Annotated in this window: 16 protein-coding genes and 1 riboswitch; of the genes, 10 read left to right on the forward strand and 6 right to left on the reverse strand. The window is 43.7% G+C overall.

The features are described 5' to 3' along the window. The first annotated feature begins 73 nt into the window (after positions 1 to 73). A complete protein-coding gene (locus MOF34_RS13200) occupies positions 74 to 514 on the forward strand; it encodes a FixH family protein (protein WP_019715473.1) in 441 nt (146 codons plus the stop codon). Here MOF34_RS13200 and ytzI read toward each other — a convergent pair. Further along, on the reverse strand, positions 508 to 648 hold the full coding sequence (gene ytzI / locus MOF34_RS13205) for a YtzI protein (RefSeq protein ID WP_019715472.1): 141 nt from the start codon (positions 646 to 648) through the stop codon (positions 508 to 510). The genes MOF34_RS13200 and ytzI overlap by 7 nt on opposite strands. Positions 649 to 781: 133 nt before the next feature. Here ytzI and MOF34_RS13210 point away from each other — a divergent pair, with 133 nt between their 5' ends. From MOF34_RS13210 to ytkD, 3 genes are all read left to right on the forward strand, one after another. Then, on the forward strand, positions 782 to 1219 hold the full coding sequence (locus MOF34_RS13210) for a Dps family protein (RefSeq protein ID WP_019715471.1): 438 nt from the start codon (positions 782 to 784) through the stop codon (positions 1217 to 1219). Between the two features lie 167 nt (positions 1220 to 1386). Next, positions 1387 to 1791, forward strand: coding sequence for a phage holin family protein (locus tag MOF34_RS13215; RefSeq protein ID WP_019715470.1), 405 nt, complete (start codon positions 1387 to 1389; stop codon positions 1789 to 1791). 210 nt (positions 1792 to 2001) lie between these two features. Then, on the forward strand, positions 2002 to 2478 hold the full coding sequence (ytkD, locus tag MOF34_RS13220; RefSeq protein WP_268400452.1) for an RNA deprotection pyrophosphohydrolase: 477 nt from the start codon (positions 2002 to 2004) through the stop codon (positions 2476 to 2478). Positions 2479 to 2504: 26 nt separating this feature from the next. Here ytkD and MOF34_RS13225 read toward each other — a convergent pair whose 3' ends face one another. The 3 genes from MOF34_RS13225 to MOF34_RS13235 are packed head-to-tail and all read right to left on the reverse strand — an operon-like array spanning position 2505 to position 5091. Further along, entirely contained in the window at positions 2505 to 3317 is an 813-nt protein-coding gene (locus MOF34_RS13225; protein WP_019715468.1) for an ABC transporter permease, read from the reverse strand. Further along, complete coding sequence (locus tag MOF34_RS13230; protein ID WP_019715467.1) at positions 3292 to 4074, reverse strand: ABC transporter ATP-binding protein; 783 nt, start codon at positions 4072 to 4074, stop codon at positions 3292 to 3294. The genes MOF34_RS13225 and MOF34_RS13230 overlap by 26 nt, the downstream gene beginning before the upstream one ends. Before the next feature lie 12 nt (positions 4075 to 4086). Then, entirely contained in the window at positions 4087 to 5091 is a 1005-nt protein-coding gene (locus tag MOF34_RS13235; protein ID WP_268400453.1) for an ABC transporter substrate-binding protein, read from the reverse strand. A gap of 149 nt (positions 5092 to 5240) precedes the next feature. Here MOF34_RS13235 and MOF34_RS13240 point away from each other — a divergent pair, with 149 nt between their 5' ends. Together MOF34_RS13240 and MOF34_RS13245 are read left to right on the forward strand one after the other, a co-directional pair. After that, positions 5241 to 6014 carry a prolyl oligopeptidase family serine peptidase gene (locus MOF34_RS13240; RefSeq protein WP_268400454.1) on the forward strand — a complete coding sequence of 258 codons (774 nt, stop codon included), beginning with the start codon at positions 5241 to 5243 and terminating at the stop codon, positions 6012 to 6014. Positions 6015 to 6065: 51 nt separating this feature from the next. Continuing rightward, positions 6066 to 6308, forward strand: a complete 243-nt coding sequence (locus MOF34_RS13245) for a DUF2584 domain-containing protein (protein ID WP_268400455.1) — start codon at positions 6066 to 6068, stop codon at positions 6306 to 6308. 38 nt (positions 6309 to 6346) lie between these two features. Here MOF34_RS13245 and pckA read toward each other — a convergent pair whose 3' ends face one another. Beyond that, positions 6347 to 7930, reverse strand: coding sequence for a phosphoenolpyruvate carboxykinase (ATP) (gene pckA / locus MOF34_RS13250; RefSeq protein ID WP_268400456.1), 1584 nt, complete (start codon positions 7928 to 7930; stop codon positions 6347 to 6349). Between the two features lie 199 nt (positions 7931 to 8129). Further along, a riboswitch (SAM riboswitch) is annotated at positions 8130 to 8267 on the forward strand. 167 nt (positions 8268 to 8434) lie between these two features. On the opposite strand from pckA, the gene metK reads away from it, so the two are divergent. From metK to alaP, 3 genes are all read left to right on the forward strand, one after another. Continuing rightward, on the forward strand, positions 8435 to 9637 hold the full coding sequence (gene metK / locus MOF34_RS13255) for a methionine adenosyltransferase (RefSeq protein WP_019715463.1): 1203 nt from the start codon (positions 8435 to 8437) through the stop codon (positions 9635 to 9637). A gap of 148 nt (positions 9638 to 9785) precedes the next feature. Continuing rightward, a complete protein-coding gene (gene asnB, locus MOF34_RS13260; protein WP_268400457.1) occupies positions 9786 to 11684 on the forward strand; it encodes an asparagine synthase (glutamine-hydrolyzing) in 1899 nt (632 codons plus the stop codon). Positions 11685 to 11820: 136 nt separating this feature from the next. Beyond that, complete coding sequence (gene alaP, locus MOF34_RS13265) at positions 11821 to 13212, forward strand: alanine permease AlaP (RefSeq protein ID WP_268400458.1); 1392 nt, start codon at positions 11821 to 11823, stop codon at positions 13210 to 13212. Between the two features lie 258 nt (positions 13213 to 13470). Here the strand turns inward: alaP and MOF34_RS13270 are convergent, their stop codons facing one another. After that, entirely contained in the window at positions 13471 to 13986 is a 516-nt protein-coding gene (locus MOF34_RS13270) for a gamma carbonic anhydrase family protein (protein ID WP_268400494.1), read from the reverse strand. 48 nt (positions 13987 to 14034) lie between these two features. Here MOF34_RS13270 and ytpA point away from each other — a divergent pair, with 48 nt between their 5' ends. Beyond that, complete coding sequence (ytpA, locus tag MOF34_RS13275; RefSeq protein WP_019715459.1) at positions 14035 to 14814, forward strand: phospholipase YtpA; 780 nt, start codon at positions 14035 to 14037, stop codon at positions 14812 to 14814. The last annotated feature ends 12 nt before the right edge of the window (positions 14815 to 14826 follow it).

Here is a 14826-nt window from a genome sequence, read left to right on the forward strand (position 1 = left end):
TCGTGTCATTTTTTTGCTACCATTTGCTGTAAGCGTTTGCTACTATTTATGTAAATGATGAAAGGGTGATGGCATGAAAAAGATGTTGGTTGTTCTGCTTTTTTCTGCTTTTTTGCTTAATGGATGCGGTACTGGTGAAAACAAAGCAAATACTGCAGCTGAGACGCCTGAGGTATTGGATGTCAAGCTGACTGGCCCTGAAAAAGTAAATCCAGGAGAAAGCGCCGCGTATGAAGCAGCGGTATCATATGGTAACGAAGCGGTGACGGATGCCGATGAAGTGGAGTTTGAAGTGTGGAAAGAAGGAGAGAAAGACGCCAGCCAAATGTTTAAAGCGAAACAAGAAAAGGGCATATATCGATTGGAAACAACGTTTAAGGAAGCTGGTGTCTACACTGTCCAATCCCATGTCACAGCAAAAAAACAGCATAGCATGCCGACCTTAAAAGTCCAAGTCGGTGACGCCGATGCTGTCAGCAATCAGTCTGAAGACGCGCATTCACATAATCATTGATTTTTTGAATCAACACGAGTTTCTTGCGGAGGATCAATGGTGTGTTTAACATTATAAGCTTTGACAGTCGTCCAAATGGTGACAAGCAAAACAGCCAGCACAATCAAGATACTTATTGTAATGAGAAGCGCCATGACATTCCACCACCTCCCGTTTTTTAACAATTGTAGCATAGGAAAAGAAATCTTGACAGATAAGGGTAAAAAAGAGGTTTTGACGTACGATATAGAGGGTATACATAGTCATATAACAAGGAGGAAGATAATCATGTCAGAACAATTGATTCAAGCAGTGAACAAACAAGTAGCCAACTGGACAGTCATGTATGTGAAACTACATAATTATCACTGGTATGTGAAAGGGAAAGATTTCTTCACTCTTCATGAAAAGTTTGAGGAGCTGTATAACGAAACAGCAACTTATATTGACGACTTAGCAGAACGTCTTTTGGCGCTGGACGGTAAACCGATTGCGACAATGAAGGAATCCCTGGAAACGGCTTCTGTAAAGGAAGCGTCAGGAAATGAAACGGCTGAACAAATGGTTCAAAGCGTATATGATGATTTCACAATCATTGGGGAAGAGCTGAAAAACGGCATGGATTTAGCTGATGAAGTCGGTGATGAAACAACAGGAGACATGCTTCTTGCGATCCATCAAAATATTGAAAAACACAACTGGATGCTGAAAGCTTACCTGGGTTAAGTCCAAAAAAAGTAGAGCCGGATGTCTTATAATTAGACGTCCGGCTTTTAATTTTACATTCAAAAAAATAGGCGACAACTAGTCCATTTTTCTGAAAAATCCAATCCGTTCGGCTTGTTTTCCATAGAATATCGTAAGGCCGTTTCTGTGAAAGGATGTTGGGATAAATGGATAGAGACTTTGGCATCTTTTCATTAATAGCAGTCAGCGTTTCAGCAGCGGGGTTTTTCTTCGGAGGTTTTCAGTATTCATTTCTGATTTTGCTCTCTCTAATGGCAATTGAATTTATCAGTACGACCTTGAAGGAAACGATTATTAACAGGTTGGCGTTTAAAAAGGTATTTGCCCGGCTTGTCAAAAAATTAGTCACGCTGGCTCTGATCTCTGTATGCCACTTTTTTGATCAGCTGCTGAATACACAGGGGTCAATACGTGACTTGGCTATTATGTTTTATATTCTTTATGAATCTGTGCAAATTGTAGTAACAGCCAGCTCTCTCGGTATACCGGTCCCTCAGATGCTTGTCGACCTTTTAGAAACGTTAAGAAATAAATTCAAACGCAAACCGTAACTTTTGCCTGTTCACGGGTCATAATAAAGCCCAGAGCGTCAGTCGCACATTCTGGCAAAAAGCACAGCAAAAAACTGTACGAGCTGGTCTGCATGCTTTAGTCCTTGATGGCGTGCTGGGTTTCCCTTATTTTTTGATTAAAGGCTTCCGAAGAAACATAACTGTGGTATGATGTATGGAAGATAGTAGGAACGGATTTGAGGGATAAACATGTACGAGTTTAAAGATTATTATCAGAATACTGTTCAGCTTTCCTTTGACGATCAGCCTTTCTCGGACAGCCCGAAGCATGTCTGGGTGATTTGCCGTTTTGGCGGCAAATGGCTTTTAACAGAACATGAGGACAGAGGCTATGAGTTTCCAGGCGGGAAAGTAGAGCCGATGGAGTGCGCAGAAGAGGCGGCGCTCCGGGAAGTCAAGGAAGAGACGGGCGCGAGAGTGAAAAGCCTCAAATACCTCGGACAGTATAAAGTTCTCGGTAAAGAAAAAGTGATTGTGAAAAATATCTATTTTGCAATTATAGAAAAGCTTGAAAAGCAAGCTGATTACTATGAAACGAAAGGCCCGGTTTTGTTTCATGAGCTTCCGGAGAACCTTTCCCGCAATAAAAAGTTCAGCTTTATTATGAAGGATTCCGTTCTTCCGATCAGTTTGAGTAGACTGAAAGAAGCTGGATGGATTGAATAAAAAAACCGGCATATTTGCCGGTTTTTTTATGCCCTGCCCTTCGTCCATTTCTTTTCCAGCAGCTCTACGCCCTGATACATCAAAGTGGCGAATATGGCGATGATCAGCAGACTTAAGAAGACGAGTGTAAAATTAAAGACTTGGAAACCATAAATAATCATATATCCTAATCCGACCTTAGAAACAAGGAATTCTCCTACAATGACGCCAACCCATGATAAACCGACATTTACTTTTAATGTTGAAATAATAGCGGGAGAGGATGCGGGCAGAATCACTTCTTTAAAAATGACCCATTTTTTTGCGCCAAATGTTTTCATGACTTTTATATAGTTTTCGTCCACTTCCTGGAAAGCAGTGTACACGACGATGGTTGTGATAATAACGCTGATGATGGCCCCCATCGCAATAATGCTGATAAAACTGGGACCGAGCGCGACAATCAGGATCGGGCCGAGAGCCACTTTGGGCATTGCATTCAGAATAACAAGATACGGATCTAAAATCCTGGCAAGCCGGTTGGACCACCATAACAAGGCAGCGAGGCACGTGCCCATAAACGTACCAAGCAAAAAGCCAAGCACCGTTTCAAATAAAGTGACGCCGATGTGGGACAGTAAAGACCCGTCACCGAGCTTCTCCAGCAATAAATGCCATACAGCTGACGGAGAGCTGAAGATCAGCGGATCAATCCAGCCGAGCCTGCTGGAGATTTCCCAACCCGCGAAAAAGAGAATAAATATGGCAAGCTGAAAGGAATGGACATTCCGTTTTTCCTTTTTCTGTTTGAATTGATATTGCTCGTGAAGCAGATCAATCGTTTCTTTGCTGTTTCTCAAGAGAATTCAGCTCCTTCCATATCGTTTGAAACAGCGTCTGGAAGGATGGCTCCTGGCGGGCGTCAAAAGGCATCATCGCGGCCAATTCTTTAGGAATGGTAAAAATCTGATGGATGGTGCCCGGCTGGTTTGAAAATAAAAATATTGTATCGCTCATCGCTATCGCTTCCCCAATATCATGTGTGACAAGCACTGCAGTTTTTTGATACTCCTTTAATGTACGGAATACCAGATTTTCCAGTGCCAGCTTTGTCTGAAAATCAAGCGCGGAAAATGGCTCATCCAGCAAAAGCAGACTTGGATTTGGCGCAAGAGTTCTTGCAAGCGCGGCTCGCTGGCGCATTCCGCCCGACAGCTCCTTCGGATATTTTTTCTCCACATCTATGAGGCCGAACTCCGGCAATAAACCGAGTGCAGCAGCCTTGCTTTCTTCCGTCAGCGTGTCGGCGATTTTTAAACCGAGAAGCACATTTTCCTCGATAGATTTCCAGGGAAATAAGTAATCCTGTTGAAGCATGTAGCCGATATTATGTTCTTTTTGATTCGGCTCACGGCCTTCAATCAGAACTCTGCCTTCCGAGGGCTCAATCAGGCCGGCAATAATAGAAAGCAGTGTTGTTTTTCCGCAGCCGCTTGGGCCGAGAAATGAAATGAAATCACCTTTTTCGGCATTGAAATGAATATCCCGTACGGCCGTCGTTTTTTCTTTAACAGAAAAATAAGTATGGGTTACATGGTCGACATGTAAGAAAGACATAGATGGCGCCTCCTATTTTTCCGAGGTGACTTTTTCGGCAATTTGTTTATTTACAAGCTGATTGTATGGAATATGTTTCGGCAATTCTCCCGATTGATCCATAATGGTTTGGAGCAGCTCCCATTCTTTTTCGTTGAGAAGAGGGTCTGGCGAATACGAATGCTGTTTTTTATATCGTTCAATGGATGTTTCAATGACTTCTGGATCGGTATCATCAAATTCATCTTTAATGGCGTCTGTGATTTCTTTCGCCGAGTGTTTTCCCACCCACTGCTGCGCCTTATAAATAGCTCTTGTAAACTTGACGGCTGTGTCTTCATGTTTTTTCAGATAGCTTTGTTTTGCCATAAAAGTCGTGTAAGGAACCTGGCCTGATTGTTCTCCGAACGAAGCCACGATATGGCCGATGCCTTTTTTCTCAAAGAGTGAAGCTTGAGGTTCAAAGAGCTGCACATACTCGCCTGTTCCAGAAGCAAATGCATTGGCGATATTGGCGAAATCTATGTTCTGGATGAGGTCAATATCCTTGTGCGGGTCAATCTTATGGTTGTTCAGAACAAACTCGCCGACCATTTGCGGCATGCCGCCTTTTCTTTGGCCGAGAAACGTTTTTCCTTTCAGCTGATCCCATTCGAACTTTTCAACATCTTCTCTCGCGACGAGAAAGGTTCCGTCTGTCTGAGTCAGCTGGGCGAAATTAATGACAGGATCTTTAGCCCCTTGCGCTTCTACATAAATAGATGTTTCTGCCCCGACAAGTGCGATGTCTGAGCCGTTTGAAAGAAGCGATGTCATGGTTTTGTCGCCGCCCCAGGTCGTATTTACATCGACATCAAGCCCTTCTTCTTTGAAAAATCCTTTAGACTCAGCAACATATAAAGGCGCGTAAAAAATTGAATGGGTCACTTCGGATACTTTGACTTTGGTGAGCGTTTCCTCCTGCTTGCAAGCCGCTAGGGCGATCATCAGAAATATACTGCCGACACAGGCACAGCCCAGCCTTAACCATTTGTTCACATAGACAACCTCCTTATTTAGCATCAAGTTAATATCCTTTTTTGCTTTACATATCGTATGATGGGTATAAAAATGTGTGAATGCCTAATCAGGTTCTCAGGATGTAATTTTGGAGTAAGGAAAGCATATAAAAAAAGGAGGCGGATGCTATGATTGTTGAGAAAAGAAGATTTCCGTCGCCAAGCCAGCATGTGCGTCTGTATACGATCTGCTATCTTTCGAATGGCTTACGGGTAAAGGGACTTCTGGCTGAGCCGGCGGCACCGGGACAATATGACGGATTTTTATATTTGCGCGGCGGGATTAAAAACGTGGGCATGGTTCGGCCGGGCCGAATCATCCAGTTTGCGTCCCAAGGGTTTGTTGTGTTTGCTCCTTTTTACAGAGGAAATCAAGGGGGCGAGGGGAATGAAGACTTTGCAGGAGAAGACAGGGAGGATGCTTTTTCCGCTTTTCACCTGCTTCAGCAGCATCCGAATGTCAAGAAGGACAGAATACATATTTTCGGTTTTTCCCGCGGCGGCATTATGGGAATGCTCACTGCGATTGAAATGGGCCGGCATGCTGCTTCATTTGTTTCCTGGGGAGGCGTCAGCGATATGATCCTTACATATGAGGAGCGGCAAGATTTGCGGCGAATGATGAAAAGAGTCATCGGCGGAACACCGAAAAAGGTGCCTGAGGAATACAAATGGAGAACACCGTTCGACCAACTTTACAAAATTCAGGCACCCGTGCTATTAATCCATGGAGAAAAAGACGAAAACGTTTCGATTCAGCATTCCTATTTACTTGAAGAAAAGCTAAAACAGCTGCATAAGCCAGTGGAAACATGGTACTACAGTACATTCACACATTATTTCCCGCCAAAAGAAAACCGGCGTATCGTGCGGCAGCTCACGCAATGGATGAAAAACCGCTGAAGGTGAAATATGTTATGATAGAGCAAAAAGAGAACGAAAGGGGATTTCACTTTGGGAATGCCTGTTGAATTTAATACACTGATTGTGACAAAAGGAAAAGAAGTTCGCATAGATGAAAATATATTCACGTTAAAGAAAGACGGATACCGTGTGTATCCGATGGAGATTCCGATGGATGTGCGCAAAACAAAGTTCGGCGAAAAGTCAGGCACAGCTGAAGTGCAGAAACTTCAATGGGAAGACGGTCGGACCATTATTACGTACAAGCTGACTTCTTTGCATTCTGTCAATTAAAACAAGCCAAGAGCGTAATTGCTCTTGGCTTTTGCTTTTTAAACGAGAGGGCCGCCTGCCAGTGCAATGGCATCTGTATGCGCGAACTTTTTAAAATTCTCTTTGAAATCATTTGCGAGATAGACAGCCTTTTCTCTGTAATCTTTCTTGTTGCTCCACGTGTTTTCAGGCTGAAGGATTTGATCAGGAACGCCAGGAACATGGACCGGTATATGCAGGCCAAAAATATTGTCAGTTATCGTATCTGTATTCTCTAATTTGCCTTCAATCGCTGCTTTGACCATTGCTCTTGTGTAAGAAAGCTTCATGCGTTCGCCTGTACCGTAGCCGCCGCCGGTCCAGCCGGTATTAACTAAGAAAACGTCTGCACCGTGTTCATCGATTTTTTTGCCGAGCATTTCAGCATAGACGTGAGCAGGAAGCGGCAGGAACGGTGAGCCGAAGCATGTGGAAAACGTCGTCTCAGGAGATGTCACACCGCGTTCGGTTCCGGCTAGCTTGCTCGTATAACCGCTCAAGAAATGATACATCGCCTGCTCCTTCGTCAGTTTGCTGATCGGGGGCAGGACTCCGAATGCATCAGCCGTCAAAAATACAATTGTTGACGGGTGGCCTGCCATGCTTGGTGTCACGATGTTGTCAATCATATGAATCGGGTAAGCCGCACGCGTATTTTCGGTATAGAAGGAATCATCATAATTGGCTTCTCGTGTATCTTCATCAACAACAACATTTTCGAGAACAGCCCCAAAGCGGATCGCGTTAAAGATCTGAGGCTCCTTTTCTTCGCTTAAATGAATGCACTTGGCGTAGCATCCGCCTTCAATATTAAAGACGCCTGTGTCAGACCATCCGTGTTCATCATCGCCGATCAGTTTGCGGTCAGCATCGGCTGAAAGAGTGGTCTTGCCTGTACCAGACAATCCGAAGAAAAGGGCAACATCGCCTTTTTCACCGACATTGGCAGAGCAATGCATAGATAAAATATCTCTTTCAGGGAGCAGGAAATTCATAATGGAGAAGATGGACTTTTTCATTTCTCCGGCATACTCTGTTCCCCCGATTAAAATCGTCCGTTTTTCGAAAGAAACAATAATAAAGGTTTCGGAATGGGTGCCGTCTGTTTTTGGATCGGCTTTGAACTTCGGAGCAGAAAGAATGGTAAAAGGCTGTTCAACTGTTTTCTTATCATTGCCTTCCGGGCGGATAAACAGCTGTCTGGCAAATAAATTGTGCCATGCGAACTCATTTACGACGGTGATCGGCAGTCTGTATTTTTCATCTGCGCCGGCAAATCCTTCAAAAACAAACAACTCATCTCGCTGTTTCAGATAGCTGACGACTTTCGTGTACAGCCGCTCGAACGCTTCTTCTGAAATCGGCTGATTCACCGTTCCCCAATCGATCTTATTCTTCGTGCTTTCTTCCTCCACGATAAATTTGTCTTTAGGAGAGCGTCCTGTATAAGCGCCTGTTGTCGCCCGAACAGCACCCGTAGAAGTTAACATCCCTTCGCTCCGGGAGAGTACTTTTTCTGTAAGCTGTGCTGCTGATAAATTATGACGCACATTTGGGCTTGTTAATAAGGCTTGTAAATCAGCGGTTAAATCAACTGAGTTCATATATGAAACCTTCCTTTACCGTTTTTTGTGTTATACTAATTGTGAATTAGTATAACATATATTTTCAAATAGTCTATACTATTTAACGTTTTTTGTGTGTGCGTTTTCCAATGTTTTCCCTCAATACAGGCGCCTATTTCTTCTGAATCATATTGACATTGCAAACCCTTTTACGATAAGATATTTCATTGAGCGGATACTCTTATCCCGAGCTGGCGGAGGGACAGGCCCTATGAAGCCCAGCAACCGGTTTCTCTGTCATTTATTATGTGAACTGTGTGAGACAACCAAGGTGCTAACCTGTTGCAAGGTTGTATGATTCCTTGAGCGATAAGAGTGAAAGGCACAAAGACCAAACCCTTTCCTCGATGGAAAAGGTTTTTTTATTTCATAAATATGCCAATTAACATTCTCTAATATAACGTTACATTGTATAAGAGGGAGCGAGTTCCGTATCATATATACAAGGTCTTTCGGGAGGCCTTGTGCAGGAGGAAGCAAATCATGAGTGAAAATCGTCGTTTATTTACATCAGAATCTGTTACGGAGGGGCATCCGGATAAAATCTGTGACCAGATTTCTGACAGCATTTTAGATGAAATACTAAAGAAAGACCCTAACGCGCGTGTTGCTTGTGAAACGTCTGTGACAACTGGATTGGTTCTTGTCAGCGGAGAGATCACAACATCTACGTATGTTGACATTCCGAAAACGGTTCGTCAAACCATTAAAGAAATCGGATACACACGTGCGAAATACGGATTTGATGCGGAAACTTGTGCAGTTTTAACATCAATTGACGAGCAGTCTGCGGATATCGCGATGGGTGTAGACCAGGCGCTTGAAGCCCGTGAAGGCACAATGAGCGACGAAGAAATTGAAGCGATTGGTGCGGGTGACCAAGGTTTAATGTTCGGTTACGCGTGCAACGAAACGAAAGAGCTTATGCCTCTTCCAATTTCACTTGCTCATAAATTGGCCCGCCGCCTGAGTGAAGTCCGTAAAGAAGATATTCTTCCGTACCTTCGTCCTGACGGCAAAACACAGGTAACGGTTGAGTATGATGAAAATAACAAACCTATCCGCATTGATGCGATTGTTATTTCAACTCAGCATCACCCTGAAATTACGCTTGAGCAAATCCAGCGCAACATTAAAGAACATGTGATCAATCCGGTTGTTCCTGAAGAGCTGATTGATGAAGAAACAAAGTATTTCATCAACCCTACGGGACGTTTCGTTATCGGAGGCCCTCAAGGGGATGCGGGACTTACAGGACGCAAAATCATTGTTGATACGTACGGCGGCTATGCACGCCACGGCGGAGGCGCGTTCTCTGGTAAGGATGCAACAAAGGTAGACCGTTCTGCAGCTTATGCAGCGAGATACGTTGCGAAAAACATTGTTGCGGCTGAGCTTGCTGATTCTTGCGAAGTACAGCTTGCTTACGCGATTGGTGTTGCACAACCTGTATCAATCTCAATCAACACATTCGGTTCCGGAAAAGCTTCTGAGGAAAAACTGATTGAAGTTGTCCGCAATAACTTTGATTTACGACCTGCCGGCATTATCAAAATGCTTGATTTACGCCGTCCGATCTACAAACAAACTGCTGCGTACGGCCACTTTGGACGCCACGATGTTGATCTTCCGTGGGAACGTACAGACAAGGCGGAGCAGCTGCGTAAAGAAGCGTTAGGAGAATAATTTTATAGCCGCTTACTGGTTAAGCGGCTTTCCCTTTTTTATGTTGTATTCATGATTATTTTTTTACATAACCGTGAAACCAAATACTATTCCCAGCGTCTATAAATAGGGGTTCAATGATGACAATTTTAATTATGGAGGCAATACTATGTGTGGATTTGTCGGGGTTTTTAACAAGCATCCGTTAGCTCAAACCGCTGATCAAGAAGAACTAATCAAACAAATGAACCAAATGATCGTTCACCGCGGTCCTGACAGTGATGGATATTTCCATGATGAGCACGTTGGATTCGGATTCAGACGGCTCAGCATTATTGATGTAGAAAATGGCGGACAGCCTTTATCATATGAAGATGAAACATATTGGATTATCTTTAACGGAGAAATCTATAACTATATTGAACTGAGAGAAGAACTTGAAGCAAAGGGGTACACATTCAACACGGATTCGGACACAGAGGTTCTTCTTGCGACATACCGTCACTATAAAGAAGAAGCGGCGTCCAAACTCCGCGGTATGTTTGCCTTTCTGATTTGGAATAAAAACGATCATGTGCTTTATGGAGCAAGAGATCCATTCGGCATTAAACCGTTGTACTACACAACGATCAATGATCAGGTTTATTTTGCCTCAGAGAGAAAAAGTTTAATGGTCGCACAAAATGATATTGAAATAGATAAAGAGGCATTGCAGCAATACATGTCTTTCCAATTCGTTCCTGAACCAAGCACGCTTGATGCCGATGTGAAAAAAGTGGAACCGGGTTCACAGTTCACAATCCGCCCGGACGGTGATATTACATTCAGAACGTATTTCAAAGCGAACTTTAAGCCAGTTCAAACTGAAGAAGACAAGCTTGTAAAAGAAGTGAGAGACGCGATCTACGATTCTGTAAACGTTCATATGAGAAGTGACGTTCCTGTCGGTTCATTCCTGTCTGGCGGAATTGATTCTTCCTTTATTGTATCCGTTGCAAAAGAATTTCATCCAAGCTTAAAAACATTCTCTGTCGGATTTGAACAGCAGGGCTTCAGTGAAGTCGATGTAGCGAAAGAAACTGCAGCGGCACTTGGCATTGAAAATATCAGTAAAGTCATTTCGCCTGAGGAATACATGAACGAGCTTCCGAAGATCGTATGGCATTTTGATGATCCGCTTGCAGATCCGGCAGCGATTCCTTTGTATTTTGTTGCAAAAGAAGCGAAAAAACATGTAACGGTTGCTTTATCAGGGGAAGGTGCCGATGAGCTCTTCGGCGGATATAACATTTATCGTGAGCCGCTTTCGCTTAAACCGTTTGAACGCATTCCGTCAGGTCTGAAAAAGATGCTGCTGCACGTTGCAGCTGTTATGCCTGAAGGCATGAGAGGAAAGAGCCTGCTTGAGCGCGGCTGTACTCCGCTTCAAGATCGTTATATCGGTAACGCGAAAATTTTCGAAGAATCTGTCAAAAAACAGCTGCTGAAGCATTATGATCCGAATCTTTCATATCGTGATGTGACAAAGACTTACTTTACAGAAAGCAGCTCATACAGTGATATCAACAAAATGCAGTATGTCGATATCCACACTTGGATGCGCGGCGATATTTTGTTAAAAGCGGATAAAATGACGATGGCGAATTCTTTGGAATTGCGTGTGCCGTTCTTGGATAAAGTCGTATTTGACGTCGCTTCTAAAATTCCTGATGAGCTGAAAACGAAGAACGGCACGACGAAGTATCTTCTTCGCAAAGCCGCTGAAGGAATTGTGCCTGAGCACGTATTAAACCGCAAAAAGCTTGGTTTCCCTGTACCGATCCGTCATTGGCTAAAAAACGAAATGAACGAATGGGTGCGAAACATTATTCAGGAAAGCCAAACGGATGCTTATATCCACAAGGATTATGTTCTTCAGCTCCTTGAAGACCATTGTGCGGACAAGGCTGATAACAGCCGGAAAATCTGGACTGTACTGATCTTTATGATCTGGCACAGCATCAATATCGAAAAACGGTACATGCCTGAAGAGCTGAGCCATCAGCCTAAAGAAGTCATCTTTGTGTAACAGACAACAAGGCTTTCGATTAATCGAAAGCCTTGTTATTATCCTTTTATTTCTTCATCATCATTGATTTACCCAATCCACACGGAAAATTCAGAAAAATGATTTATTGATATTTTTTTCTAGGGGAGAAGAAAGCATGCAAAAACAAAAACAAGAGCTGCACCGCGGACTCGAAGAAAGGCATATTTCTTTAATGTCTTTAGGAGCTGCCATAGGGGTGGGATTGTTTCTCGGCTCCGCATCAGCTATTCAATTAGCGGGTCCGGGTATTTTGGGAGCGTATGCCATAAGTGGGATGGTCATGTTTTTTATTATGAGAGCGCTTGGAGAAATGGCCATTCAAAAACCAGTCGCTGGCTCTTTCAGCCGCTATGCCCGTGATTATTTGGGACCGCTTGCGGGCTATTTAACAGGGTGGAACTACTGGTTTTTATGGGTTGTAACCTGTATGGCTGAAATCACTGCTGTCGGGATTTATATGGGGTACTGGTTTCCGGACGTACCAAACTGGATTTGGGCACTATCGGCGCTGGTCATTATGACGGGTGTTAATTTCCTAGCTGTCAAAGCTTACGGAGAGCTTGAATTTTGGTTCGCTTTGATTAAAATTGTCGCGATTTTATCTATGATTGCTGTCGGTTTATTGATGATCATCGCAGGGGTCGGCAATGGAGGCATCGCAACTGGAATCAGCAACTTGTGGAACAACGGAGGATTTCTTCCACATGGAATAAAAGGGGTTTTATTGTCACTGCAAATGGTGATGTTCGCCTATTTAGGGATTGAAATGATCGGGGTGACAGCTGGCGAAGTGAAAAATCCGCAAAAATCGTTAGCCAGGGCAATTGATACGGTATTTTGGCGTATTTTGATTTTTTATGTAGGCGCTTTATTTGTCATTATGTCTATTTACCCATGGCAGGAAATAGGCTCACAAGGAAGCCCGTTTGTCCTCACATTTGAAAAGGTGGGCATTCCATCGGCAGCAGGCATCATTAACTTTGTCGTCTTAACAGCCGCGCTGTCTTCATGCAACAGCGGCATTTTCAGCACAGGGCGGATGCTGTTTAATTTAGCGGAGCAGGGTGAGGCGCCGCAAGCATACGGGCAGCTGACGAAAGGCGGTATTCCGGGTAAAGCTGTTCTGGCTTCAGCGGGCGCTTTATTAGTCGGAGTGCTGTTAAACTATGTTGTTCCTGCAAAGGTGTTTACTTGGGTCACAAGCATTGCGACATTCGGAGCGATTTGGACGTGGGCGATCATTTTGCTTTCTCAAATTAGATACCGGAAAAGCTTGCGGCCAGAAGAAAAGAAACACTTAAAATACAAAATGCCTTTCTTTCCGTTTACATCTTATGTATCATTGGCATTTTTAGCATTTGTCGTGATTCTTATGGCTTACAGTCCAGATACAAGAGTAGCTGTGATTGTCGGACCGGTTTGGTTTCTTATCTTGCTTGCTGTTTATTATGGAAAGGGTTTTCATAAGAAAAACGCGGCTGATGCCAGCGAAAGAAATATCAGCTGACCAAAAGAGCTCCCAGCGGGCTCTTTTTGTGTGTGCTCATAGAAAATAGAGAACAGGAAAGAATAGGAATATAATTTTTGCAGAGGCAGCTTACAATTGCGGAACATGTTTTATGATAAGATAAAAGTCATACGTTTGATGCCGGATGTGAACGTTTTATGGAGAAAACAAAACCCGAACTGTCATTACGTCCGGGTCAGCAATGGTTATTGCTTTCAAACATAATTTGAAAAATGGTAAAGTAAGACGAAGCAGGTCTTATGCTTTTTGAAGTGATTTATAGTATTGGCCCTTTGTTACATATTCCGACCGTATTCTATGCATATCTTGTCGGTCTTCTTCGGTCAATGGGCGGAAGACTTTTGCAGGACGGCCAAAAGCGAGATGGCCAGGCGGAATGATCTTTCCCGGTGGGACAAGACTGCCGGCACCAATAAAGGCACCTTCGCCAATCTCGGCTCCGTCTAAGATGATTGAGCCCATGCCGATTAAGGCGTTCTTGCGGATAACAGCGCTATGAAGTGTAACCTGATGGCCTATCGTGGCGTCATCTTCAATGAGAAGCGTCCGGTTCGGGCTTTGATGGAGGCAGCTTAAATCTTGTATATTGACTCTGTTTCCGATTCTAGTCGGCGCGACATCTCCCCTTATGACAACAGAAAACCAAATGCTGGACTGTTCTCCGATAACGACATCACCGGTAATTGTTGCATTATCAGCTACAAAGGCTGTTGGGTGGATATCTGGTATGTGTTCCTTATAAGGGTAGATTATAGTATTCATCCTTCTTTCTCTATTTAAATTTCGTATGAGGTGAAGAGCATGTGGACCTGGAAAGCAGATAGACCTGTTGCCGTGATTGTGATGATCCACGGGGCAAGTGAATATCACGGGCGATATAAATGGCTGATTGAAATGTGGAGATCTTCGGGTTATCACGTTGTCATGGGCGACTTGCCGGGTCAGGGGACAACGACAAGAGCCAGAGGTCATATTCGCTCATTTCAAGAATACATTGATGAAGTAGATACTTGGATAGATAAAGCACGAACCTTTGAGCTGCCGGTTTTTCTTCTCGGTCACAGCATGGGCGGCCTGGTCGCGATTGAATGGTTTAAACAGCAAAGAAATCCCCATATTACGGGAATTATTTTATCATCACCGTGTCTCGGACTGCAAATTAAAGTCAACAAAGCGCTTGACCTTGCATCAAGAGGTCTGAATGTCATCGCTCCGTCGCTTAAGGTTGATTCGGGATTATCAATTGATATGGCGACGCGTAATGAGGAGGTCATCGAGGCCGACCAAAATGACTCGCTATACGTCAGGAAAGTATCTGTCAGATGGTACAGAGAACTGTTAAAAACAATTGAGTCAGCGATGGTGCCGACGGATGCGTTTTTGAGAGTGCCGCTCCTTGTGATGCAGGCCGGTGACGATAAGCTTGTTGACAAAATGATGGTCATCAAGTGGTTCAATGGTGTAGCTTCCCACAATAAAGCGTACAGAGAGTGGGAAGGGCTTTATCATGAAATATTTAATGAACCCGAAAGAGAAGATGTCTTTAAAGCGGCAAGAGCGTTTACTGATCAATATATTTGAACTAGTTGGGGG

The organism is Bacillus sp. T17B1 (assembly GCF_026796395.1).
GTDB classification, from domain to species: domain Bacteria; phylum Bacillota; class Bacilli; order Bacillales; family Bacillaceae; genus Bacillus; species Bacillus spizizenii_A.